Annotated in this window: 24 protein-coding genes; 12 read left to right on the top strand and 12 right to left on the bottom strand. The window is 61.2% G+C overall.

Features of this window, described 5'->3' with window-relative positions; all coding sequences use genetic code 11:
- Window positions 1-22: 22 nt before the first annotated feature.
- Window positions 23-745, top strand: coding sequence for a HEAT repeat domain-containing protein (locus ACOH1Z_RS10145; RefSeq protein WP_449648370.1), 723 nt, complete (start codon window positions 23-25; stop codon window positions 743-745).
- Between the two features lie 4 nt (window positions 746-749).
- Here the strand turns inward: ACOH1Z_RS10145 and ACOH1Z_RS10150 are convergent, their stop codons facing one another.
- Both ACOH1Z_RS10150 and ACOH1Z_RS10155 read right to left on the bottom strand, forming a co-directional pair.
- The gene (locus ACOH1Z_RS10150; protein ID WP_449648371.1) at window positions 750-1,412 is read right to left on the bottom strand and encodes a LuxR C-terminal-related transcriptional regulator; all 663 of its coding nucleotides are present in this window, start codon (window positions 1,410-1,412) and stop codon (window positions 750-752) included.
- Window positions 1,409-2,566: a sensor histidine kinase gene (locus ACOH1Z_RS10155; protein ID WP_449648372.1), complete on the bottom strand. Its 1,158-nt coding sequence runs from the start codon at window positions 2,564-2,566 to the stop codon at window positions 1,409-1,411. Before ACOH1Z_RS10155 ends, ACOH1Z_RS10150 begins: the two co-directional genes overlap by 4 nt.
- 102 nt (window positions 2,567-2,668) lie before the next feature.
- Here ACOH1Z_RS10155 and ACOH1Z_RS10160 point away from each other — a divergent pair, with 102 nt between their 5' ends.
- From ACOH1Z_RS10160 to ACOH1Z_RS10185, 6 genes are read left to right on the top strand one after another with little or no spacing between them, the layout of a single operon-like run.
- Window positions 2,669-4,237 carry a PspC domain-containing protein gene (locus ACOH1Z_RS10160; RefSeq protein ID WP_449648373.1) on the top strand — a complete coding sequence of 523 codons (1,569 nt, stop codon included), beginning with the start codon at window positions 2,669-2,671 and terminating at the stop codon, window positions 4,235-4,237.
- Between the two features lie 4 nt (window positions 4,238-4,241).
- Window positions 4,242-4,580 carry a hypothetical protein gene (locus ACOH1Z_RS10165; protein ID WP_449648374.1) on the top strand — a complete coding sequence of 113 codons (339 nt, stop codon included), beginning with the start codon at window positions 4,242-4,244 and terminating at the stop codon, window positions 4,578-4,580.
- Between the two features lie 57 nt (window positions 4,581-4,637).
- On the top strand, window positions 4,638-5,513 hold the full coding sequence (locus ACOH1Z_RS10170; RefSeq protein WP_449648375.1) for an ABC transporter ATP-binding protein: 876 nt from the start codon (window positions 4,638-4,640) through the stop codon (window positions 5,511-5,513).
- Window positions 5,510-6,382, top strand: coding sequence for an ABC transporter permease (locus ACOH1Z_RS10175; protein WP_449648376.1), 873 nt, complete (start codon window positions 5,510-5,512; stop codon window positions 6,380-6,382). Before ACOH1Z_RS10170 ends, ACOH1Z_RS10175 begins: the two co-directional genes overlap by 4 nt.
- Window positions 6,383-7,537, top strand: a complete 1,155-nt coding sequence (locus tag ACOH1Z_RS10180) for a sensor histidine kinase (protein ID WP_449648377.1) — start codon at window positions 6,383-6,385, stop codon at window positions 7,535-7,537.
- On the top strand, window positions 7,534-8,163 hold the full coding sequence (locus ACOH1Z_RS10185) for a response regulator (protein ID WP_449648378.1): 630 nt from the start codon (window positions 7,534-7,536) through the stop codon (window positions 8,161-8,163). The genes ACOH1Z_RS10180 and ACOH1Z_RS10185 overlap by 4 nt, the downstream gene beginning before the upstream one ends.
- Window positions 8,164-8,223: 60 nt before the next feature.
- Here ACOH1Z_RS10185 and ACOH1Z_RS10190 read toward each other — a convergent pair whose 3' ends face one another.
- The 7 genes from ACOH1Z_RS10190 to ACOH1Z_RS10220 form a co-directional block, all read right to left on the bottom strand.
- Complete coding sequence (locus ACOH1Z_RS10190; RefSeq protein WP_449648379.1) at window positions 8,224-9,339, bottom strand: UDP-N-acetylmuramate dehydrogenase; 1,116 nt, start codon at window positions 9,337-9,339, stop codon at window positions 8,224-8,226.
- Window positions 9,336-9,743: a MaoC/PaaZ C-terminal domain-containing protein gene (locus ACOH1Z_RS10195; RefSeq protein WP_449648380.1), complete on the bottom strand. Its 408-nt coding sequence runs from the start codon at window positions 9,741-9,743 to the stop codon at window positions 9,336-9,338. The genes ACOH1Z_RS10190 and ACOH1Z_RS10195 overlap by 4 nt, the downstream gene beginning before the upstream one ends.
- Window positions 9,740-10,186, bottom strand: a complete 447-nt coding sequence (locus tag ACOH1Z_RS10200) for an FAS1-like dehydratase domain-containing protein (RefSeq protein ID WP_449648381.1) — start codon at window positions 10,184-10,186, stop codon at window positions 9,740-9,742. The genes ACOH1Z_RS10195 and ACOH1Z_RS10200 overlap by 4 nt, the downstream gene beginning before the upstream one ends.
- Before the next feature lie 365 nt (window positions 10,187-10,551).
- Window positions 10,552-11,436 carry an alpha/beta fold hydrolase gene (locus tag ACOH1Z_RS10205; RefSeq protein WP_449648382.1) on the bottom strand — a complete coding sequence of 295 codons (885 nt, stop codon included), beginning with the start codon at window positions 11,434-11,436 and terminating at the stop codon, window positions 10,552-10,554.
- Window positions 11,433-12,635, bottom strand: a complete 1,203-nt coding sequence (locus tag ACOH1Z_RS10210) for an RNA polymerase sigma factor (protein WP_449648383.1) — start codon at window positions 12,633-12,635, stop codon at window positions 11,433-11,435. The genes ACOH1Z_RS10205 and ACOH1Z_RS10210 overlap by 4 nt, the downstream gene beginning before the upstream one ends.
- Window positions 12,632-12,970, bottom strand: a complete 339-nt coding sequence (locus tag ACOH1Z_RS10215) for a YciI family protein (RefSeq protein ID WP_449648384.1) — start codon at window positions 12,968-12,970, stop codon at window positions 12,632-12,634. Before ACOH1Z_RS10215 ends, ACOH1Z_RS10210 begins: the two co-directional genes overlap by 4 nt.
- A 172-nt stretch (window positions 12,971-13,142) precedes the next feature.
- The gene (locus ACOH1Z_RS10220; RefSeq protein ID WP_449648385.1) at window positions 13,143-13,724 is read right to left on the bottom strand and encodes a helix-turn-helix domain-containing protein; all 582 of its coding nucleotides are present in this window, start codon (window positions 13,722-13,724) and stop codon (window positions 13,143-13,145) included.
- 90 nt (window positions 13,725-13,814) lie between these two features.
- Here ACOH1Z_RS10220 and speB point away from each other — a divergent pair, with 90 nt between their 5' ends.
- Genes speB through ACOH1Z_RS10240 form a run of 4 tightly spaced genes read left to right on the top strand, consistent with a single transcriptional unit; the run spans window position 13,815 to window position 17,324 of the window.
- Entirely contained in the window at window positions 13,815-14,789 is a 975-nt protein-coding gene (gene speB, locus ACOH1Z_RS10225; protein WP_449648386.1) for an agmatinase, read from the top strand.
- 11 nt (window positions 14,790-14,800) lie between these two features.
- Window positions 14,801-15,208, top strand: a complete 408-nt coding sequence (locus ACOH1Z_RS10230; RefSeq protein WP_449648387.1) for a YybH family protein — start codon at window positions 14,801-14,803, stop codon at window positions 15,206-15,208.
- A 41-nt stretch (window positions 15,209-15,249) separates the two neighbouring features.
- Complete coding sequence (locus tag ACOH1Z_RS10235; protein WP_449648388.1) at window positions 15,250-16,653, top strand: purine-cytosine permease family protein; 1,404 nt, start codon at window positions 15,250-15,252, stop codon at window positions 16,651-16,653.
- A gap of 35 nt (window positions 16,654-16,688) precedes the next feature.
- Window positions 16,689-17,324, top strand: a complete 636-nt coding sequence (locus tag ACOH1Z_RS10240; RefSeq protein WP_449648389.1) for a cyclase family protein — start codon at window positions 16,689-16,691, stop codon at window positions 17,322-17,324.
- 3 nt (window positions 17,325-17,327) lie between these two features.
- Here ACOH1Z_RS10240 and ACOH1Z_RS10245 read toward each other — a convergent pair whose 3' ends face one another.
- A complete protein-coding gene (locus ACOH1Z_RS10245; protein ID WP_449648390.1) occupies window positions 17,328-19,895 on the bottom strand; it encodes an FAD-dependent oxidoreductase in 2,568 nt (855 codons plus the stop codon).
- A 142-nt stretch (window positions 19,896-20,037) separates the two neighbouring features.
- On the opposite strand from ACOH1Z_RS10245, the gene ACOH1Z_RS10250 reads away from it, so the two are divergent.
- A complete protein-coding gene (locus tag ACOH1Z_RS10250) occupies window positions 20,038-20,256 on the top strand; it encodes a hypothetical protein (protein ID WP_449648391.1) in 219 nt (72 codons plus the stop codon).
- A gap of 96 nt (window positions 20,257-20,352) precedes the next feature.
- Here the strand turns inward: ACOH1Z_RS10250 and ACOH1Z_RS10255 are convergent, their stop codons facing one another.
- The gene (locus ACOH1Z_RS10255; RefSeq protein WP_449648392.1) at window positions 20,353-21,372 is read right to left on the bottom strand and encodes an epimerase; all 1,020 of its coding nucleotides are present in this window, start codon (window positions 21,370-21,372) and stop codon (window positions 20,353-20,355) included.
- Between the two features lie 52 nt (window positions 21,373-21,424).
- Window positions 21,425-22,000, bottom strand: coding sequence for a TetR/AcrR family transcriptional regulator (locus ACOH1Z_RS10260; protein ID WP_449648393.1), 576 nt, complete (start codon window positions 21,998-22,000; stop codon window positions 21,425-21,427).
- Window positions 22,001-22,043 lie beyond the last annotated feature (43 nt).

The following is a 22,043-nucleotide window of genomic DNA, read 5'->3' on the forward strand; positions in this document are numbered from 1 at the left end:
CGCCGTTGCGGTGGAGGAACCGATGGACTCACCACCACCGCTCGATGCCGCAAGCAGGCTGCATCAAGCGCTACTCGCCTCAGCGCCGTCAGTGCGGTTGCAGGCCGCGATGTCCGCTGGGACCCATCCGCGCCCCGAATACGTGAGTGTGCTGCTCGAACGCTGCGCGATCGAACCAGACCTCAACGTTCGCGAAACCCTCACGTGGGCGCTCATGCGGCACCCAGTGGAGCTCACTGTGCCGACGCTCATCACCGAAACACGATCGGCAATCGCCCAAGCGCGCAGCCAAGCGCTGCACACCCTTTCCAAGATCGGCGACCCTGAGGGATGGGCAGCGATCACACCAGAAGTCCTCAACGACACAGATGATCAAGTCGCCCGAACAGCCTGGCGGGTAGCAACCGTGCTCGTACCCGAAGGTGGGGAGCACGCTTTGGCTGCCATGCTCGTGCGCCATCTCAACCACGGAGACCGCGACGTGCAACTCAGCCTCAGTCGGGCCCTCGTCGCGTTGGGCGACACTGCGCTTCCTGTGCTCGAAGCAGCGGCGGAGAGCGGTGATGAACGACGACGCGTTCATGCGATTGCGACGATGCTGTTGCGCGAATCCCCCGACGAGGGGTTTGACGCTGCGCTCTTTGATGCTGAGTTGAGGGTGCTGTTGTCCACGCCGCTCGACTCACCCGCCGAGCCCAACTCTGGTCACGATCCCGACACCGACTCTCGCCCAGACGACTCGTGAGCGTCTAGAGCAGCTTTCGCGCTGTCGCCCACACCGTCAGTTCATGACGCGACGACAACTGCAATTTACGCAACACAGCAGAGACGTGTGTCTCGACCGTCTTGACCGAAATATAGAGCTCGGATGCGACCTCTTTGTAGGCGTAACCGCGAGCGATATAGCGCATCACTTCGCGCTCACGGCCAGAAAGTCGGTCGAGTTCATCGCTGGACTCCGACTGCTCCCCTGCAACGGCACCGAAGGCATCAAGCACGAACCCCGCGAGTTTGGGAGAGAACACAGCGTCGCCTCCGGCTACAGCAACAACGGCTTCACTCACATCGCGACCGGAACTGCCCTTGGTGATGTAGCCGCGAGCCCCTGCTCTGATCACGCCAACAACATCCTCCGCTGCATCGGAAACGCTGAGCGCGAGAAACCGCACCGAATCCAACAGAGCGCTCGAGCGGCGAAGTACTTCTGCCCCTCCACCGCCAGCCCCGCCAGGCAAGTGCACGTCGAGCAAGACAACCGCCGGCCGCAATTTCTCGATCAGCTCAACGGCCTCATCGACCGTCGCCGCCTCGCCAACAACGCGCACGGTCGCGTCGAGATCAGCTCTCAACCCCGAGCGGAAGATGGAATGGTCGTCGACGATCACAACGTCGAGAGTGTGGGGATCATTCACGCTTGTTCCTCGATTCGAAGATGAACTTCTGTGCCAACGCCACCAGATCCTCGACGAAGAGTTGCGGTTCCGCCGGCACGAGTCATGCGGCCGATAATCGACTCCCTGATGCCAAGACGGTCGGCAGGCAAAGTGTCGAGTTCGACCCCCGGACCTCTATCGCGCACAAACACGTCAACAACGTGCGCGGAAGATTCGATGTAGATCGACACCTCACCACCCGCGTGACGTGCAGCATTCAGCATCGCTTCCCTAGTGGCAGACACGAGCGCGACGGGAGCATCCTCAACCAGTTCGCCGGCAGCGACAACATCGAATCTCACCGGATAGTCGAGCTCAATGGCGGCCGCGATTGAACGAATCTCGGTGACGCAGTCCGTCGTGGGAGCGGCATCCCCTTCAAACAACCACTCGCGCAGCTCTCGCTCCTGCGCTCGAGCGATCCGCGCAATTTCCGTCGAAACACCGGCACGGTTTTGGATGAGCGCAAGAGTCTGAAGCACCGAGTCATGCAGGTGGGCGGCGACTTCGGCCCGATGTTCTTCCCTGACTCGCGCGGTCCGTTCCGCGATCAAGTCACCCCAGAGAGCAACAATTCGTGGAGCCGCCAACAGGGCGACTGCGGCAATGATCAACGCTGTTGCGATTAGGCCGTTGATGATGCTGGGCTGCAGGGCCCACACGGAGAGCGAGCACACAATGATGATCGCCGCGGACGATCCTCGGGCTACCACCCCGTAGCGGGTGCCGCGGCTGGGGTCGTGGCGGTCAACCGCCAAGCTCCAGGCGACAGCGGCGGCGCTCGTGAGCGCAACAACGATCAGGGCCGGAGAGCGACCCTGCGGGCCAGAGCCCAAGGCGAACAGCAGGACAAGAATGGCAGCGATTCCCGAGCCAATGACGAGCAGCATCGCGATCGGAACACTTCGGTGCACTTCGCGGCGGTTATCGGTGTGGCTAGGGGCAAGAGGGACTAGAGCCCACAGCCAGAGATACAAGAGCAGTCCTGCCCCACCACACAGCGTGGTGACGACCGCCAGCAAACGCACCTTGGGTACACTCCAGCCGACATGGGCGGCCACCGCTGCACAAACGCCGCTTATTGCCGCCGCGCGCGGGCGCTGCAAGAGAGGGCGTACGGCTGCAGCGGTCATCCCTGAATCCAAGCAGGTTTTCGACCGCCATGGTGATCTCTCAGGGTGCGCTCAGGGTCATCCCTCATAGCGAAGGCTGCTAGTCAGCGCCACGATAGGAGCATGGCTTCACACAACAACTCCGGCAGCACCCCGACAGAGGACACCGACGGCTCTTCCGACGGCTCTCACGAACCCCCACCGTCCGCACCGCAAGCAACAACTCCCGGGCAGCCCTTCATGAACTGGATGCGCGAACTCGATCTCCGACGCGAAGCGGGCTGGATTGGGGGTGTGGCTTCGGGCGTCGCGACCCGCCTCGCCATCGATCCCCTCATCGTCCGCGGCATCTTCGTCGTTGTTGCCATTCTCGGTGGGCCCGCGATCCTGCTTTACGCCGCAGCGTGGCTCCTCATCCCGGATGAAAATGACTCGATCCACCTCGAGAACCTCCTCCGGGGAACGTTCGAGCGAGCACATGCAGGGATCGGCGCGCTACTACTGCTCTCGATGCTTCCCACCACTCAAGGATTCTGGGAAGTCGGCTCCTTCGTTGCTGGCCCTTCCCGCTGGGGAACAGACATCTTCCGAGTGTTGTGGACGATCCTCGTCATCGGAGGCATCATTGCGCTCGTCGTGTGGATCGCACGGCTCGCCCGCAACTCAAGTGATCGGTCAACACCTCCCGAACATCAATCGACGTCTGTCTCTTCGGACGCCGCAAATTCAGGACAGTCCACAGACTCCGCTCCATCGGATACTGTCGCTGGCGAGCGGATGAATAACGCTGCCTCAGCGGCACCGACCCTTCCCGAGCATCCAAGTTCCACCGCCACAGACGACGAAATCGCGGCCTGGCGTGAACAACGAGACGTCTGGAAGGTCCAGAACGCCGCCTGGAAAGCGCAACAGGAGGCGAATGCTCAAGAGATCCGCCGCCAACGCACCGCAGAATCGCGCGAGCGTGCTCGTGCCGCGGCAGCGATCGCGACAGCACGTCGACGTGAACGTCAACGGCTGAGCCCCCGACTCCCCGTAGCGGTCATGGCCGTTGTTGCCGGATTGGCGCTTCTCGCCTATGGTCTCGTCGCCGCAGCGGCGACGGCTAGCGGAGATTCCCCGACAATCGCCGCAGCCACCGGGCTCTCCGTTGCGGCCCTTATCTTCGGGCTAGCGATAGTGATTGGCGGAATACTGCGTCGCCGCAGCGCATTCTTAGCCTTCCTGGCCGGCATGACCGTTCTCGCCGCGCTCGTTGCATTCACTCTGCCGGTCGACCGCACCCTGCTCTCCCCGACGGCGCCGCTCGACGGGACTCGCACCGCGCAACTGTGGGGCACTGCCTACGTCAACACCCAGCAGAATGAGCCAGTCATCACGAGCGATCTCTGGCAAGGTGCCGGATCAGTCGAAGTGTATGTCGCAGAAGGAACTGCAGTGACACTCGACGTGCGCTCACCACAAAGTTCTGTGTGTGTCGCCAACCTTCGAACCGACGAGAACAACGCCGGATTCAACGGCGAGTTCGATTGCCTCTCCCCCACGAGTCTCAGCAGCACGTTCGAACGATGGCAGGTCAGGATCGGCGACCCTGACGCCACCGTGACCCACACCGTCCGCCTATGGCAGCAGGAAGGGCAGGTTCGCGTCTTTAACGACAACCCGCTCACCGCAACCGAGCTTGAGGAGTAAGAAGATGACATTTGACACCGAAAACCTGACCGAGGCGGGGACAGAGACCAGTGCTGGCGCTGACTCTTCGAACCCTGTCGCTCAGCCGCGCATCCGATTCGGCACCATTGTGTGGGGCCTTCTTATCTTTGCCGCTGGCGCCACACTGCTCACGGCACTTCGCACTCCCGGACAGCGGGACCAATTCGTCGGCTGGGCACTCTCACTGAGCCCCAGCGACAGCATGCTCATCGCCGCCATCATCGTCGGCGCCATCGTTTTGGTGCTCGGACTGCTCGCCGTCATCCGATCCCAACAGAAACGCTGGACCCGCCGCAACATCCAGCATCAACCGATCGGTTGATAGACCTCTAACCGAGCAAACCTGTTGCGGGCGGGCCAGACAAGCGACGATAGAAGCATGAACACCACCGCTCCCGTCGTGCAGGTCGAAGATTTGCGCAAAACTTACGGCTCTTTCGCCGCCGTTGACTCTGTCAGCTTTGAGATTCAGCGCGGCGAAACCTTCGCCTTGCTTGGACCAAACGGTGCAGGCAAGTCGACAACCATCGAGATTCTTGAGGGCTACCGCGATCGAACGAGTGGCCACGCTACTGTGCTCAGCGTTGACCCAGGCAAGGGAGGCCTGGAATGGAAAGCGCGGCTCGGCATCGTGTTGCAGTCCACCGGCGAGAGCGGCAACGTGACCGTGTGCGAACAGCTCACCCACTTTGCCGGTTACTACCCCAACCCGCGCACAGTTGACGAAGTCATTGCCGCCGTCGGGCTTGACGAGAAAGCCAGCACGTTGATTCGCAAACTTTCGGGCGGTCAACGGCGGCGGGTGGATGTCGCGCTCGGCATCATCGGCAACCCAGAGATGCTCTTCCTCGACGAACCAACTACCGGCTTCGACCCTGAGGCTCGTCAACAGTTTTGGCAGCTCATTCGCTCACTCAAGGCGGACGGCACCACCATCCTCCTCACCACCCACTACCTCGATGAAGCAGCGCAGCTTGGCGACCGCGCTGGCGTGATTGCGGGCGGCACGATGATCGATATCGGTGCAATTGATGAGTTGGGCGGCGCAGAAGCGCGGGTTCCGATTGTGCGTTGGCGCGACGGCGGCGTGCGCCGAGAAGAACGCACCCACACTCCTGGTGCCCTCGTGGCATCCCTCATGGTCGACGGTGCAGAACCTGCCGGGCTCGAGATCATCCGCCCCAGCCTGGAAGACATTTACCTGCAGTTGGTTGCCGATCACGCAACAGCACGTGAAGTGGAGAACGCACGATGAGCACCGCAACATCAACCCCCGCAGCGGCGCCAGCCCCGATTACAAAAAGCAGTGTCGGTTCCCGCTTGGGCCGCAACCTGACGCTCGGCGCCAGCCGCACCAAATATGAAGTGCGTGCCTACTTCCGTCAGGGTGACTCGGTGTTCTTCACCTTCCTCTTCCCCGTCGTCATGCTCACGATCTTCGCAGTCGCTTTCAGCGAACAAAACTTTGGCACCGAAGAAGAACCACTGACCGCCGCCGCGTTCTACCTGCCGGGCATGCTCGCCGCCGGACTACTCCTCAGTGGCCTGCAGAACATGGCCATTGATATCGCAATGGAACGTAGCGACGGCACCCTCAAACGATTCGCCGGCACCCCGCTTCCGGTGATGAGCTACTTCATCGGCAAAATTGGTCAGGTGTTCGTGACCGGCGTACTGCAAGCGACCCTCGTGCTTCTTGTCGCTGGCATCGCTTTCGGTGTTGAACTGCCGAGCGAACCAAGCAAATGGCTGACCTTCGCTTGGGTCTTCGTGCTCGGTGTTACGACATCCGCCGTGCTCGGTATAGCGCTGAGCGCACTCCCCCGCTCGGGAAAGAGTGCAACCGCCGTTGTGATCCCCATCGCCCTCGTGCTGCAATTCATTTCCGGGGTGTATCTCGGATTCTCGATGCTTCCGACATGGCTGCAGAACTTTGCGAGTGTGTTCCCCCTCAAGTGGATGGCGCAGGGAATGCGGGAAGTGTTCCTGCCCGCCAGCTTCGAAGTACTTGAACAGTCCGAGAGCTGGAACCTTCCCGGTGTTGCGATCGCGACCGGCCTCTGGCTCGTGCTCGGCCTCATTGTGACGCGGCTCACCTTCCGCTGGATCCGCAAGGATAGCTAAATGGGATTCGTTCGCTGGATGAGCATTGCAGTGATCGCCACAGCGGCGGTCATGACGGTGCTCATCGTCGGCTCCGGAGGCTACGACCTCGAGAGCCGAGTGGGGGCCGGAATCGCCCTAGCCACCTTCACTCTCTCCTGGTTCACGATCGGCATCCGCTCATACACCAGCCGAATCGCAGCGATCGTCTTCCTTGCTTCCATCGTGATCATTGTCGGCACCGCCGTCGCCTTCATGCCCGTCATGGCCACCCTGCAATCGCTCGCCTACCCACTGATTTGGGTGATCGCGGAACGCACCAGAAACGCCATCATCGGCAACGTGACCCTCGCCCTCTCTGTGGGGCTCGGCTTTCTCATCAATGGCGGCTTCAGCACCGATGCACTGCTCTATAGCGGCACCGTTGTGGCCCTTTCCCTGCTCTTCAGCCTCGCCCTCGGCCTCTGGATCACCCAAATTTCCCAGCTCAGCGACCAACGCCACCACCTCGTGCAGGAACTCCGCTCCACCCGTGACGAGCTCGCAGCCGTCAGCCGAGATGCCGGAGTCTCCAGCGAACGAGAGCGGCTTGCCCGCGAAATCCACGACACCATCGCGCAAGACCTCACCGGGCTAGTGCTCGTTGCCCAAAGGGCACGGCGCGAACTCGACAACAACCACCCTGCCGCCGCAGCCGAACAACTCGAGCTGATCGAAGACAGTGCTCGCGCAGCACTCGCGGAAGCGCGCGCCCTGGTCACGGCATCCGCTCCGGTTGGACTCACGGGCGACGGAATTATGAGCGCTCTCGAACGACTTGCAGAACGCTACAGCCGAGAAACTGGACTAACCGTGAGCGTGGATGCCGGGCAGCTGCCTGCGATCGAACGCGAAACTGAAGTTGTCGTGTTGCGCTGCGCCCAAGAAGCCCTGGCGAATGTACGTAAGCACGCGTCGGCCACTCACGCGACTATTGCAGTGACAGTGGATGGCACGGGGCTCACACTGGCGGTAACGGATGACGGTGTCGGCTTTGACCCGGCGTCCGTGCACACTGGTTTCGGGCTTGAGGGAATGAGTGCACGGTTGGCGCTCGTGAATGGCCGCCTCGATATTGACAGTTCGGGCGCCGGTACAACGGTGCGCGCCACGATCCCGCAAGGAGCGTCCGCATGATTCGTGTTGTTGTTGCCGATGATCACCCCATTGTGCGCAGTGGAATTGTTGGACTGTTGAGTTCTGCGGATGACATTGAGGTCGTCGGGGAGGCCGGCAATGGTGCCGAGGCGGTCACGTTGGCCACGCAGCTTTCGCCCGACGTTGTGCTCATGGATTTGCGCATGCCCGGGGTTGGAGGCGCTGAAGCGACCGCGCAAATCGTTGCCGCCCGCCCCGAGGTGCGCGTCGTGATCTTGACCACCTATGAGTCTGACGAGAACATTCTGACCGCCATTGAGGCTGGAGCGAGCGGTTACCTGCTGAAGGCGGCACCGCAGGATGAGATTGTGGCTGGGTTACGGTCGGTGGCTCGCGGCGAGGTTGCTTTGGCTCCGTCGATTGCGGCGCTGCTGGTGAAGCGTATGCGCGAACCGGCACCGGTCTCGCTCAGTGATCGCGAAACTCAAGTTCTTGCGCTTGTTGCTGAGGGCAACAGCAATCGGGCGATTGCCATCGCCCTGTTCGTGAGTGAGGCGACGGTGAAGACGCACCTCATCCATGTGTTTGAGAAGCTTGAAGTGAAGGATCGAACGCGGGCCGTCACGAGAGCAATGGAATTAGGGCTGCTACCGACTTCGAGCTAGAGCTGCTGCGACTAAGTGCCGTAACGAAAAAGTGCCGTAGCGACTAAGGGCTGCGGCAATCTAGGTGAGTTCGACGCCAACGGCGACGGGTTCTGGCTGCAGGCGAATGCCGTATTCGCCAAGCACTCTGGCGGCAATGTAGCGCGAAAGTTCTGCCACTTCGGCGGCATCCGCTCCGGTTCGATTGACGATTGCGAGGCTGTGCTTTGACGAGATGGCGGCGCGCGATCCAGGCAGCCGGAAGCCTTTTTTCACACCGGAGTGTTCGATGAGCCAGGCGGCGCTCAACTTCACCATTCGCTGTTGTGGCACGGGCGGCAGGGCGGGAGCTTCTCCGAGCGGAACCACAATGTCGGCAACAGGTTCATCGTCGATTACCCAGCGTGGGGCATCGGCTGGCAGTGCTCGTGCAATGTTTTCGGGAACGATCGGATTCGTGAAGAACGAGCCGCAGCTTGCCGAGTCTGGTTCGTTGGGGTCGAGCACCATTGCTTTGGATGCCCGCAGCGCGAGCACGGTGTCGCGAACTTGTTGCACGGGCACTTTGTCGCCGATGTTCACTCCGAGCGCCGTGGCGAGTTGTTGGTACTGCACTGTGCTTGTTGGCGATGCGGTGAGGGTGAGGTGCACGGCTACTACGAGACCTGCACGGCCACTTTTGATGACGGAGCTGCGGTAGCCGAGTTCAAGTTCTGCTGTACTCAAGTGCACCAGGTCGCCGCTGGAATAGTCCAGGAAGTCGATACCGTCGAGGGCACTTGCCACTTCTTGACCGTAAGCGCCGATGTTCTGGATGGGAGCTGCGCCAACAGATCCGGGAATGCCACTGAGTGCTTCAATGCCAGCCCAACCGCGAGCGACGAGGCGCGCGACTAGGCCATCCCACGATTCGCCCGCTTGCACGCGGATGCTCAACGAGGTCTCGTTTTGGGAGACAACGTGGATTCCTTTGGTAGCGATGTGGATGACGGTGCCGTCGAATCCTTCATCGCTGATGACCATGTTGGAGCCGCCCCCGATGAGCAGCCAGTCGTCTCCGCGTTTCCAGACCGCACGCACGTTTTCGAGGAGTTCTTCCTCTGTGGTTGGTCGCAAGAGGGTGTTTGCGGGCCCGCCAACTTTCATGGTGGTGAGGTCGGCGAGCATCAGCGTTTCGCTAGCGGGGCTGTCTGTCATTTGTGGAGTTTGACCCTCACTTGGGATTTGCCGAGCACGGTCTGGTTGGCGGCACTAACGGTGAGATCGATGCGAGTGACGTCATCTTCGATGGCGCCGACTTTGGCGGTGACGGTGACGGTGACTCCGCCGTTGCCGTCGACGACGACGGGGCGAGTGAAGCGCACACCGTATTCGACGAGTTCGCCGCGGTCTTCCATCCAGTCGATGACGGGTTGGACGGCGAGGCCCATGGTGAGCATTCCGTGGGCGAGCACTCCGGGGAGGCCGACCGAGGCGGCGACGTCGTCACGGTAGTGGATGGGATTGAAGTCGCCGGATGCTCCGGCGTAGCGCACGAGGGAGAAGCGAGTGAGGGTTACTTTGCCGGTGATGAGTTCTTGCCCGACGGTGAGGTCGCTCATTCTGTGCCTCTCATGACGAGTACGGAGGTTGCGGTGACGACGTGGCTGCCGCTTGCGTCGCTGATGGCGGTTTCGGCGGTGATCATGTCGTTTCCGCCGAGGGATTTGATGCTGGTGACGGTGAGGATGGCGGTGAGTTCGTCGCCGGCGACGATGGGCCGTGTGTACGTGAACTTTTGTTCTCCGTGCACGATGCGGGAGAAGTCGATGCCAGTGTCTGGTGCTGCCAGGAGGAGGGCGAGGCCTGCTTCTTGGATGACAACGGCGAACGTGGGTGGGGCGACGACGTCGGCGTAGCCTGCTGCACGCGCTGCTGCTGGGTCGTGGTTGAGGGAGCTTTGGGCGAAGACGGCACGGGCGAATTCGCGCACTTTTTCTCGACCGACGAGGTAGGGGCTTGTTGGCGGGAAGACCCGGCCTTCGAGTTCTTTATTGACTGGCACGGAGTCCAGCTTAGGCAATGTTGAACGTTCTGCATATTAACGAGTGAAGCCCCGGTGACCGATGGTCTGCCGGGGCTTCAGGAATCTCTTGAGGTGCGAGCTCAGTAAGTTTTTACTGGCAACTGTCGCACTGCAGAAGATCCATTGGGTCGACGGGAATTGCGTATCCACCGACGTTGTCGTTGTCGTTGTCCATTCGATCCTCCTTAAAGTCTTCTCGAAGTTTACCGACGGTTTGTCGGATATTTCACTATATACGGGGAATGACACCCATGTCATTACACAACATGTAGTGTCTCGGCGTGTCGCCTAACTTTCTTTAAAACATACTCTGGGCCACTGACATTCCCGCGGCGAAGGCACGCTTAATCTTTCTGTCGCGCGATCCACGCGAGAGCATCGATTGCGCCGTCAATCACCGAAATATGGCCAGCGCTCGGCTCCAGCCTCAACTCGGCGCCCGGGATGGATGCAGCCAGACGCTGGGAGTGTGCCGGTGGCACAACTCTGTCAGCGCCACCGTGGAGAAGCAGGGTGGGAGCCTGGATCGATGCGGGGTCGAATCCCCAATCACGCACGTAAGCGAGGTCGTCGTCAATGGCCGGTGCTGGGCCAGATGCGGCGCCAGCGCGTACCACGTCGATGAACCACGACCACTCCCCCTCGAACATGGCCAGATCACCGGGGGTGAATTCGGGGTCGTAATCGTCACCGTGCTCTTTTTCGTAGGATTCCTTAGTTGTGCGCCCCTCGATGGCTGCTGTCAGGCTCGCGATACCTGTGGCGGCCATCCCTGCCGTATACACCTCCGGCTCGAGCCCGTCTCGGCCCAGTGGAGCTAGGCTCGCAATGGCGACAGCTGCGACGACTCGCATAGGGAGCATCGCGGCGACCGCCAACGCATGGGGCCCACCGCCAGAGTGACCCATCACGGCGAAGCGCTCGATTCCCAGAAAATCGACCACGGCCTCCGCGTACCCCGCGGCGGAATAGACGGGGCGATCGGGAGCGGGAGACGAGCCTCCATAACCGGGCCGGTCGTAGCCTATCCAACGCAGCCCCATAGCGGCAGCTGCATCGAGGAGTGGGGCGGGTGGAGCCCCAGTATTTGGCGTGCCGTGATGCCACAGCAACGCCAGTGCACCATCGTCGGCGGAGCCAGCGTCGTAGACGTGCAACACTCCACCGTCAGAAAGGGAAAGGGTGAACTCACTGATCCGGTCGCCTATTGAATCGATCTGTTGCGTCATCGCGTCTCCTGTAATTCGAGTGCTCGTAGTAGCAGCGCACGCCGCTCGTGGTCGGTGGGAGCCAGCTCGGCGGCCTCCCGTAGGGCTGCGACCGCCTCGGCGACCTGGCCTGCGCGTGCCAACAAATCTCCCCTCACGGCGGGGACCAAGTGGTTACCGGCCAATCGAGAGAGACTCGTGATGTTCTCGAGTGCGGCAAGGCCCGCATTCGGTCCGTGGCACATCCCCAGTGCGACTGCCCGATTAAGTTCCACCACGGGCGAGGGACTAATCCCCAACAATTCATCGTAGAGCGCGACGATCACAGGCCAATTCGTTGCGCCTGCGGTGGGGGCGGTGGCATGCACTGCGGCAAGTTCCGCCTGGATTCGGTATGGACCACGAGCCCGCTCGGGCTGACGTGCCAGTATTTTGCTGGCATCCGTGACCATCCTGGCGTCCCAAGAAGAACGGTCTTGGAGTTCGAGCGTCACTGGCTGACCGTTGTGTGCGCGAGAGTCACGGCGCGAATGCTGAAAGAGAAGTAGCGCCAGCAGGCAGCGAACTTCATCCGACTTCGGCACTAGTTCCACCAGAAGGTTAGCTAACCGAAGAGCTTCCTCGGCAAGTCTGGTCGAGTGAGAGGAATAGCCATGAGTGAAGATGAGATAAACCACACTCAACACCGCGTCGAGACGGTCCGCGAGGTCGCCTGAGCTCGGTTCCCGATAGGCAATGCCAGCGTTGGATATCTTCTGTTTAGCGCGCAGAAGGCGTTGCGACATCGTCGCCTCGCTTATGAAGAATGCGCGCGCGATGGCCTCGGTTGGCAGACCGGCAATCACCTTGAGCGTCAGCGCGACGCGGGCTTCCATCGAGAGTGCGGGGTGACAGCACACAAAGATCAAACGCATTCTGTCGTCGTCAGGGGAATCCGAATCGCGCGCGGCATCGCTGTAGTGAAGCTCACTGAGCTTGCGTCGCTCCAGCGAGCTTCGGCGCAGCAGATCAAGCGCACGGCGGGTGGAAACGGTGGTCAGCCACGCCGCCGGATTTGCGGGGATTCCATCCTCTGGCCACTTCCGCAGCGCACGCTCCACAGCGTCGGCAAGGGCGTCCTCCGCTAGGCCAAAGTCACGGGTCGTGCGTATCAAGGTGGCGATGATCCGCAACCTCTCGCTCTCCATCACCTTGGCCAGCGCAGCCGCCGGTTCGCTCACTCGCCAAATGGCCAGAAAGGCCGCAACTCGATGCGTCCGTGGCGAGCCATCTCGTGATCAGCAGCCACCGCAATGGCCTCATCGAGATCGGCGCACTCGAGAATGTCGAACCCTGCAATCCACTCGTGAGTCTCAGCGAATGGACCGTCGGTCACCAACACTTTGCCTCCGCGTTTGCGGACGACCGTCGCGTCCTGCGGTGGCCGTAGTCGGTTACCGTCGACCCGCACACCGGAGGCATCGTTTTTCGCCGCCCATTCATCGATCGGCGTTTCGCCTTCATCCGTTGCGGTATCCGGCTCGGCATCCGTGCAGACAAACATCATGAACTTCATCGAAACTCCTTCGTTCGTGGAACGTCATCTACTCAAGCAACGAATGACCAACACCAGAATCCGACAAATCTGACAAATCCGAAAGGAAAAAGCGAGGTTTCGTTTGAGAGCTCAGAATCCACGACACATGATCGCTGCGCAGACGTCGGGTCATGGGCGTGTGAAAAACGCTCTATTCTCCGCGCCAGGTAGCAGGCACGATTGTCCAGATGACTTCGGCACCGAGTTCAGCATTGGCGTCCCAGTTGTGGGGTTCCCGGCCGGGGAACGTGAGCGAGTCACCCGCGGCGAGAGGGATCTCACGATCCACGAAGCGTGCGGTGACCGCACCAGAGATGACGTGCAGCACTTCCACTTCGCAACTGATCGTGTAGAACGCATCCCCACCGTTGGCGCCGGGCTGCATGTGGGTGCGGATGACTTGAACCCGGGATTCGTTGCGCGGAGAGATGAGCCGTTCATCCACCCCCTGACCACCAAGGTTGATGTGGGGCGCGTCGGCCAATGAGATCTTGACAGCCTCGGGCTCGGCGAACAGCGACCCGATTTCGAGCGAAAGAACCTGACACAACTGCACAAGGGTGGCAACGCTCGGCGATGTCTCATCGCGCTCGAGCCGACTTAAGAAACCTTTGGTTAGCCCGGCAGAGGTCGCGATCTGCTCGAGCGTAAAACCTTGAGCTTTGCGGGCACTGCGAATGCGCGCTCCAATGGCAAGGGCTTCGGCACTGGGCGAGGGCGACAACGGTCTCATAGCTCTACTCCATCACTAACCGGGGTTGACGAGGCGCACCTCGGGGTTTACTGTGAGTTCACGTTTACTGCTGATTATCGAAAGTTTACTATGACGAAACCTATTGTTGGCCCGGTCGATGCAAGTATTGTGCCTCGCTTTGCCGGTATTGCCACATTCGCTCGTCTCCCACGCCTCGAAGACGTCGAGCACGCCGACATAGCAATCGTGGGCATTCCCTTCGATAGTGGCGTGAGCTACCGACCAGGGGCTCGCTTCGGCCCGGCACACGTTCGTGAGGCGTCACGCCTACTTCGCCCCTACAACCCGGCGCAAGACGTGTCCCCGTTTGCCGTTCAGCAAGTTGCCGACGCCGGAGACATCGCCGCAAACCCCTTCAGCATTGACGAAGCGATTCTTGAGATCGAAGCCGCGGCCCTCGAACTCGCCACGCGCGCCGACCGGATTGTCACCATCGGCGGCGACCACACCATCGCGCTCCCCCTCCTGCGTGCTATCGCCAAGAAGCACGGGCCAGTAGCCGTTCTCCACTTCGACGCCCACCTCGACACCTGGGACACCTACTTCGGCGCCCCCGTCACGCACGGAACGCCCTTCCGCCGCGCATCCGAAGAAGGACTCATCGACCTCACCGCGAGCATGCACGTCGGCACCCGCGGGCCGCTCTACAGCGCAGAAGACCTCACCGACGACAGCCGCCTCGGATTCGCCGTAGTGACAAGCGAAGACGTTGAAGACCACGGCGTCGCGGTAGCAATCGAACGCATCCGCGACCGCATCGGCGACAAGCCGCTCTACATCTCCATCGACATCGACGTGCTCGACCCCGCGCACGCGCCAGGCACCGGAACCCCAGAGGCTGGTGGCCTCACCAGCCGTGAGCTTTTGCGGATGCTGCGCGCACTCTCCGACAAAAACATCGTCGGAGCCGATGTTGTCGAGGTCGCCCCCGCCTACGACCACGCCCAACTCACCGCCGTCGCCGCCAGTCACGTCGCCTACGAACTGATCAGCGCCATGGCTCCCCGCGACACCCATCAGCCAACCGCAACACCCGAGAGCTAGAGGAGCTCACCATGAGCACGACAACACCGCACGAGGATGACGTGCTCAGCGCAGCATCCGCCATCGTTGACGCTTTCACGGCCACCGACGGCGACCGCTACTTTCGCGGCTTTGCGCCAGAAGCAACTTTCATCTTTCACACCGAACCCGCTCGCCTCAATGACCGCGCCGAATACGAACGTCTCTGGGCGAGCTGGGTTGAGGGCGGCTGGAAAGTTCTCGACTGCGAATCATCGGATGCCTCAGTGCAGTCGTTCCCCGGAGGCGCGGTGTTTAGCCACAACGTTTTCACTCGCGTCGACACTGGTGACGGCGAGGACTCCTACCGCGAGCGCGAAACCATCGTGTTCCGCGCCGAGAACGACCAGCTGCTAGCCGTACACGAACACCTTTCGCCAGTTCCCGACCCTGCCCCGTAACTACTCACCCCCTACCGACCCCTACCCAGGAGACAGAAGCAATGTCGCTCTATTCCCGTCTAAGCAAGCACACTCAAGATCAATCGGATGGCGGAAAACCCGTCAAAGGAACGTATTCTCTGCTGCGAATCGGCATGATCTGGCTCGCAGCCAACCTTGTGGTCACGACACTCCTCACGGGAACACTGTTTGTTCCTGGAGTGGACTTCGCCACCGCCTTCCTCATGATTGTCGTCGGAACTCTTGCCGGTGCCGTCGTGCTCACGTCAATCGGCGCAATCGGTACGCGCACGGGGCTGCCAACCATGGCAATCACGCGCGGCGCTTTCGGAACTCGCGGCAGCCTGCTTCCGGTTGCCGCCAACGTCATCGTGCTCATGGGGTGGAGCTGGGTGCAAGCGATGCTCGCCGGTGTCACCGTGAACTTCCTCGTTCAGAGCGCGACCGGGTACTCGAACCCGATCCTGTTCTCCGTCATCTGCCAAAGCATCGTCGTGATTCTCGCGATTCTTGGCCATGAGGGCATCTCGAAGATCGAGCCGTGGCTCGCGGTGCTCATCCTCGTCATCATCGCGTGGGTCTTCGTTACCGCGTTCACCGCCTTCGACCTTGGCGATTTCCAGGCTGTTGCTCCTGACCCCAGCCTCGGGTTCACCCCGATCATCGTGCTCGACATTGTGATCGCCACCGCGATCTCGTGGACCGTGCTCTCAGCAGACTTCAACCGTTTTGCGCGCACCACCAAGGCTGGCGTAATCGGCTCCGGTATCGGTTACACGGTCTCCACTGTTACCGCGATGACGCTCGGCCTCACCGCCTTCGTCTACGTCTTGCTCTCCGGAGATGAAGCAGCTGCATTCGACCCGACAACAATCGTCGCCGCGTTTGGTGCACCACTGGCAATCATCATCTTCCTTTCAGTGATGGCAACCAACACGATGGTTGTTTACGGAATGGTCACGTCAGTGGTCAATGCCAAGGTCGGAAGCAAGCTGAAGTTCTTGCCAACCGCGCTCATTCTCGGCGGTATCTCGATTCTCGGATCGACTTGGTTGCAGTTGCTCAACCAGTTCACCGATTTCCTTGTCGTGATCGGTGCTTTCTTCGTGCCGGTCTTCGCGATCATGATCGTCGACTATTACATCGTGAAGCGCGGCGCCTACACGAAGGACATCCTTGAGGCCCGCGGCGGTCGCTACTGGTACACGGCCGGGGTCAACTGGTTCGCGGTCGCCATCTGGGTCATCGGCGCCACCATGTCGTATGTCTGGGCCTACGTCTGGCCACTGCCGATCGGCGCAACCATCCCGGCGTTCATTCTCACCTTCGTGCTTTACCTTGCAGTCATGCTTCGCGAACGGGGCCGTCATCAGGCCGTGCGCAGCCAGCACCTCGCCGAGACTGCGGATGCCGACGCGGACACCACTGCCAGCCCCGTCGCCTAACCCACAGCAAAGCCACACCAGGAATCAGGTACCCCATGCGCGAACTGAGCCACCCCATCACCAGTGGAATGCAGGTTTACCCCGGTGACCCTGCGGTCTCAATCGAAAGCGCGCTCAGCGTGGAGCAGGATGGCGTTGACGTCAGCCTGCTCCACCTGGGATCACACACCGGCACCCACCTCGATGCTCCTTCGCACACCGTTTCTGGGGGCCGGACCACGGCAGCGATCGCGCTCGACGAACTCGTTGGCGACGCACTTGTTGTGCACCTCGCGCCGCAAGCAGCCCGTGCCACGTACGGCCTCGACGAGATCACCGCCGCTCTGGGTGACCTGCCGCTGACGGTGCCCGCCATCGTCATCATGAACACGGGATGGGCTAAGCACTTCGGTTCAGACGAAGCGCTCAACCATCCTGCGATTCATCCGGATGCCGCAGCAGAACTCATGCGCCGCGGCATGCGTTTATTGGCCGTCGACACTCTCAGCCCCGACCCCACTGGCGAGGGCTCGACCGACTTTCCCGTGCACGAGGTCGTCTTGGGAAGCGATGGGCTCATCATCGAGAACATCACGGGGCTCGCTGGACTCTCCAAGCACGTGCGCGTCGGGTTCTTCCCGCTGCGCATCGACGCCGACGGTGCACCGGTGCGTGCGGTTGTTTTCTCCTAGCCGCTAGATAAAGAGGGTCGTTGTCGACTCGGCCGCCTCGCCCAAGAACGTGGCGACTCCGCCGAGCTCGACGCCATCAATGAGGTCAGATTCGGCGATGCCGAGAAGGTCCATTGTCATGGTGCAGCCGATAACGCGGGCGCCGCCAGCCATTGCCAATTCCATGAGTTCGGGCAGTGAGTGAACGCCGTTCTTCTTCATAGTCTTTTTGATCATCGCCGTGCCTGCCCCCATCATGTGCATCTGGGAGAGCGTGAGCTTGTCGGCACCCGCAGGCATCATCCCGGCGAATAGTTTGTCCATGACTTTACGTTCCCGCTTCGGTGGCTTCTGTTGGCGAAGCGCATTGAGTCCCCAGAAGGTGAAGAACATAGAGACTTCTTCGCCCATTGAGATGGCACCGTTGGCGATGATGAAAGCGGCGATTACCTTGTCGAGATCGCCGGAGAAGACAACGAAGGACACCTTGGGAGTGGCCGGTGCGGCAACAATTCCTCCCCCTCCAGCACGCATGAGCGCGTCCGGCCCGGCCTTGCGAATGGTGGCAACATAGCCGGGGCCTTCGGGCTCGATGGCGAGAAGCTCGTGCCCATTACGGCGCACCCACGCGGGCGCGTCGCTCGCGAAACCAGGGTCAGAGACGTGCACGACAACCTCGTCACCGGGATTGAGATTTTTCATCTCTGTGGCGAGCTTCATGATTGGACCGGGACACGCAAGCCCGGTGCAATCGAGGTTTACGGATACTCCAGTGCCGTTCGCTACATGGGCGGCCACACGAGCAGCATCGAGTGTTGCCGCGGCTTCCGCATATGAAGTCTCGGGCTCGATGGGGCCGACATCGAGGGGCTCAACCTCATGCCACGCCCGGAATGTTTCCGATCCGCCCGACAGCGTGGCGACATCCGTAAATCCCAATTGGACGAGGATGCGGTACGCGAGATAGCTGCGGAACCCGACGGAACAGTAGAGGCGAAGGCCTGTTGACCGGTCCCAGTCACCGGTGTCGGTGCGGAGGGTCGCGAGTGGCACATTCTCGGCACCGGGCAGGTGAAAGATGGAGAATTCTTCTGGCGTACGCACGTCAATGATGCGCGCCCCGTCTGTGACCTTGGGGTAGTCCTGCGCGTACCAGAGGTTGAGGTCACCGAGTAGTACGTTGCTGGCGACAAAGCCCGCCATATTCACGGGATCCTTGGCTGAACCGAAGGGTGGAGCGTAGGCGAGCTCAAGTTCTTCGAGATCCCAGACGGTGAGCCCGGCTCGGAGAGCAGTGGCAAAAATGTCGAGTCGCTTATCGACACCATCGAAACCGGTGACCTGAGCGCCAAGCACCTTTCCGGTGTCCGGAGTGAACAGCAACTTGATGTGCATCATCGCGGTGCCCGGGTAGTACCCGGCATGACCAGACGGATGCACGTGCACGGCGCGATACGTCACTCCTGCAGCACGCAACTGACGTTCCGTCGCGCCGGTGCCACCCGCCACCATCTCGAACACCTTCACAATGGAGGTGCCTTGAGTTGACTTGTATTCGGTGTCGCGCCCACAAATATTTTCGGCAGCAACCCGCGCTTCTCGGTTGGCAGGACCGGCAAGCGGCGCGAGCCAGGAACCCGGCAACACCGTATTCGGAGTTTCAACCGAGTCGCCCGCCGCCCAAATGAATGGGTCAGAGGTGCGCATGTGGGTGTCAACCGCCAGCCCGCCATGTTCACCGAGCTCAAGGCCAGCATCCTTCGCAAGCCCAACGCTCGGGCGCACTCCGACAGAGAGGATGATGACATCCGCTTCAAGAGTGGTCGAGTTCGTGAGTTCCACCTTCACACCGCCGCCGGTGCGGGGCGTGAAAGCGGCAGCGCCGATAGAGAGGTGAAGGGTGATGCCCCGGCTGCGGAGGTGGTGCTCTACGGGAACCGACATCTCATGGTCGAGAGGGGGAAGAATCTGGTCGCTCAGCTCCACGACATCCACGATTGCGCCACGATGTTTGAGGTTCTCGGCCATCTCAAGCCCGATGTACCCAGCGCCGATCACTACACAACGCACGGGGCCGCGAGCGCCACTCGCCGCCTGCTGAAGGGCACTATCGAGTTCGGTCTTGATGGCATCCATGTCGCCAATGCGACGCAGAACGTGCACCTCGGGTAGGTCGATGCCGGGCAGCGGCGGGCGGATTGCTTCCGCTCCCGTACACAGGGCTAGGTTGTCGTAGCTTTCGACATACTCGCGCCCGGTGTCGACCTCGCGCACCGAGACAGTCTTCGCTTGCCGGTCGATCGAGACGACCTCGTGAGCGATACGCACTTCGATGTTGAGAGACTCGCGCAAGCTTTCGGGCGTCTGCAGAAGCAGCCGATCTCTCTCGGTGATGACTTCACCGATGTGGTACGGCAACCCGCAGTTTGCGAATGAGACATGATGACCGCGCTCCAGCACGACAATCTCTGCACTCTCGTCGAGCCTGCGCGCGCGGGCTGCGACCGATGCGCCTCCAGCAACTCCTCCAACAACGACCAACTTCATGGGATGCCGTGCCTTCTGCGGAGACCTCTGGGCTGTGCTCTTCACAGTCCATCAATGCACCGCTATATCAGCAACGCTACTCCTCGCTCGCGAGCAAACGACGGAGATACTTCTCACTCCATCCCGAACCTGTCAGCGTTCATAGAATCTGGTGCACAATAGATTTACCGAGGACGGAGACTCAACCATGGATTCGAATACACAGCTGCCTGCTATCGAGCGCTGGTGGCCTGAGCTCACCATTTCAGCAAAGCACGAGCTGCAGAAGGATCTCCACGGCGAGATCAGCGAGTCAGTGTTGAACGAAATCGAGACTCTGTCGGCGAGCACCCTCCCTAAGGTGCCCCTGCGCTTTAACGATGACGAACGTGCCTTCATCAAAACTCAGACAGAAATCGTCGACTAGACCACCAGGTGTACGGCGACACCAGGTGCAGCATGCGCGACCGGCACTCGGACAAAACTAACGCTACTTCTGAGCCACGTTGACGGCCTCAGTTTCCTAGTGCGCCGTAATCTCCTCGATCGCATCCGCGAGGTCAGGATGCTCAAACGTGAAGCCTGCCTCGGTGAGCGTGCCGGGCACAACCCAGCGGCTCTTGAGGATGAGTTCGGGTTCGGTTCGTAGCACCCACATTGCGGGCTCGAGCATCCAGCGCCAGGCAGGCAATCCGAACGGCATACCGGCCGCGCGACGGAGGATACTCATCAGGGTGCGGTTATCTGAGGGGTTGGGGCTCGCGACGTTCACAGGGCCCGAGATGGTGTCGGTGTCGCGGATGAAACGGATCGCGCGCACCACATCGTCGAGGTGAACCCAGCTGAACTTTTGGCGGCCGCCCGTCTTGTGACCTTCGGCGCGCCCGCTGCCGGTTGGCGTCGGGCCGATGCCGCGGTACCGATTGTGACCGAACCACCAACCGTCGATCTGAGGGCCGCCGAGGCCGATGCGCGCAAGCCGCAGCAGCAGGTTCGTGGCCGGGCCATCGCCAAGCACGATCGCCATACGGAGGGCAATGCGGCGCGTGTTCGGCAGCTCGCCTTCGAGGAATTCGTTCTCCCAGTTGCGGGCAACATCCACCGAAAACCCCTTGCCGAGTTCGCCGTTGTCGTCGCTGTTGGGGCGGTCGGTCGAGTGGCGGTAGATCGTCGCCGTTGAGGCGTTCATCCAGATAGCGGGCGGGGCGGATGCCGCGGCAATCGCCTCGCGTAATGCCCGAGTTGTCTCCACCCGCGAGCGCAGAATCTCGTTGCGGTTCTTGACGTTGTAGCGGCAGTTCACGGATTTGCCGGCGAGGTTCACGACGATTGCCGAGCCATCGATGAGCCAGGCAATCGCGGCCGGGTTATCCCACGTGACTTCGCCGGTGCGGCCGATCAGGCGAACGGCGTAGCCGTCATCGCGGAAGGCGTCGGCGATAGCTGGCCCGACAAACCCGCTCGCCCCGGCGATTACCGCGATCGGCTTTGCCGCGATTGGCTTCGTCGCCGCCGGTTCCGCTGTCTCTTGTGCCGCTGCCATGACGCCCCCATCAGACTGAAATTTTCTCACTCAGTCTATCGAGCCGGCTCGGCTACGGTTGCGCTGGCGCAGCAGCCCACACGAGTTGCCGCGCCAGATCAATGCTCACCGAGAGGGTGTCGAGCGGGAGCTGTTGCGTGACGAGAGCGCCCTCGTGCAGCACCAAAAGTTGGGTCGCGAGCGCGTCGGGAGTTGAGCATCCGGCGACCGTAGCCAGCTCGCTAAACAGATCAACCAACCACTGCTTCTGCGTTGTGGCGATGAGGTGCGCGGGATGCGCAGGGTCGGGCAGTTCGGCGAGTGCGTTGATGAAGGCGCAGCCGCGAGGGTTCGTTTGGTTCCAGGTGCGAAGGGCTTCGAGTGGGGCGAAGACTGCCTCAACCGGTGAAACGGCGGCGGCGATGGCTGCGAGAACCAGCGACTGCCAACGCTGTTCGCGCTCCTCGAGATACGCAACCACAAGCTGGTCTTTTGATCCGAACTGGTTGTAGAGGGTGCGCTTGGTCACGCCCGAGTGCTCGGCGATGAGGTCGACACCGACCGCGGTAATGCCGCGGCTGTAGAAGAGGTCGCCGGCGGCATCCAGAATGCGCTGCCCTGCGGCTGTCATCGGTTTCGTCTCCGACATTCGACACTCCTTTACCGATCGGTGTACTGTGGAACAAGTTCAC

This window comes from Rhodoglobus sp. (assembly GCF_053580035.1).